The organism is Candidatus Atribacteria bacterium (assembly GCA_011056645.1).
In the GTDB taxonomy this organism is placed as follows: Bacteria; Atribacterota; Phoenicimicrobiia; order Phoenicimicrobiales; family Phoenicimicrobiaceae; genus Sediminicultor; species Sediminicultor quartus.
On the sequence record DSEL01000001.1, the window covers coordinates 1 to 1948 of the forward strand.

Genomic DNA, 1948 nt, shown 5'->3' on the forward strand with positions numbered 1-1948 from the left:
CATACAAACAATGCCAGCCATACCTCCTGCCTCGTCCGTTATAGTAGAACTTGAAAAAAGTATTGGAATAATATCTTTTGTTTTTGTTTTAAAACCAAGTTCATAATTTCTAATAGCTTCTTTCTTAATAGTTTTATCTAACAAGGTACTTTTAAAATCCTTTTCTGTAAAAAGCATCTCCACTGATTTTTCTGTTAATTCATCTTCTCCATATCCTGATAAATCCAAAGTAGCTTTATTTACACTAATTATATTTCCTTCTCTATCCAATAAAATCAAAGAATCAGCCATGGTGGAAATAATGTTCTCAGCAACCAGGGCTGGGGTGATGACCATCAGTTTATATTTAGCTATGGCATAGACCATTCCAAATGCCCAGATAAGCGTAATCACATTTCCCAAGGAGGGAATAGGAGGTATCTTGGGAATATTCAATTCCGGAAGTATTACCTCTATCAAAGTGCCAAAAACAAGGGAAAATAAAGCAGTGATAAAGATTATTTTTACCTGTTTTTTCTTAGTTGGTTCTCTTGTCTTTATTCCGAAATTTAAATATAGATAAAGCACTATTATTATAAATGAAAGGTAATAAATGTAAAAAAGATAGGTCCAGATTGAGTCTGACCAAACCCTTTTCCATGCCCAGGATTGTTTAATATAATCTGCGGATAAAAGACCGGTCCACTGTGTATAGATAAGTAACAAAGGCAGAATAAAGATAAAGAGATAAATAATTCTTGTTTTTAATATCTTTTTCTTTTCGGTGAAAATAAGAGTAAACCACAAAGAGAAACTTGCGAAACTAATCCACCCCAGGGAACCAATATTATAAAATAATACACTAGTATCTTTCGAGACACTTGGATTATAAATAAAAATCAAGGTAAAACTCCATACAGCAAAACAAGCAAGGAGAGCAGCACAAACCCTGTTAAGTAAGGATTTTGGATCTTTCCATAACAAAAAAACTAACAAGCAGGAATAGATTAAAAATGTAATAAAATGTAAAAATTGGTAAATATTCATAATTCAACAATCACCTATCGGAAGGATAACGGTAAAAATAAATCCCTTTTCCTCTTTGCTTTGTACTTTTGGAACTTAGAGTTTTTAGCCATCCTCCTATTCCTATACAGAATTATGTAATTAGCAGATTTTGTTGATGTACTGTTTATATTATAATACTAAAAAATACCATTTACAATGTTAGGTGAGTAATGGTCATTTAAAAATTACTCCGAATAAGCTTGACAAAGAATAAATAAAAGTGTATTTTATAATAGTTTTATTATATAATTGTTATAAAATATAACCATAAATTTAAAAAAGGAGGGGGAACATGAGTCAAAAAGTTAACCGAAATCAAACCATTGAATATCTTCTAAGCTATATGCCCCTATTCCATAAAAAAATTTTTCGGCAGGCTTATTTTAACAAACCGCCAAGACAGCATTTACAGCTGCTATTGCATATCAAAAAAGACAGTGGTAAACCCATGCGCTATTATGGTCAGAAATTGTTAATTTCAAAGCCGAATATGACTACTTTAGCCGACAAATTAATTAAAGAAGGTTTATTGAAAAGACAAACAGATGAAAAAGACCGACGGATCATCAACTTGATGATTACCCCAAAAGGAGAAAAATTTCTTGAATTTCACAAGAGTCATTTGAAGAAATTAATCATAAAGCGACTGGAAGTGCTTAAAGATAAAGATATGCAGAAATTAAATGATAGCTTTGAAGAGATACAAAATATTTTTAGTAAATTAGATGACTAGACGGTAGAAAAAATTTTACTTACAGGAGCAGATTTGCAATGATTAGATTATTAAAAAACTTAAAACCCTATAAGTTATCAATCATAGGGGTTATGGTGTTTGTTTTCGTACAATCACTTTCGGAATTATATTTACCTACACTTATGTCAGATATTGTGGATACAGGGG

The 1948-nt window shown here is 31.1% G+C and carries 2 protein-coding genes; one reads left to right on the forward strand and one right to left on the reverse strand.

The features are described from left to right. A partial coding sequence (locus ENO17_00005) for a PAS domain S-box protein (GenBank protein ID HER23440.1) occupies nt 1-1026 on the reverse strand: 1026 nt, incomplete at its 3' end. 313 nt (nt 1027-1339) lie between these two features. On the opposite strand from ENO17_00005, the gene ENO17_00010 reads away from it, so the two are divergent. Then, nucleotides 1340-1780 carry a MarR family transcriptional regulator gene (locus ENO17_00010; GenBank protein HER23441.1) on the forward strand — a complete coding sequence of 147 codons (441 nt, stop codon included), beginning with the start codon at nt 1340-1342 and terminating at the stop codon, nt 1778-1780. Nucleotides 1781-1948: the final 168 nt, after the last annotated feature.

Coding starts and splice junctions, on each gene's coding strand:
- ENO17_00010 (HER23441.1), top strand. CDS start 1,340: ATGAGTCAAAAAGTTAACCGAAATCAAACCATTGAATATCTTCTAAGC.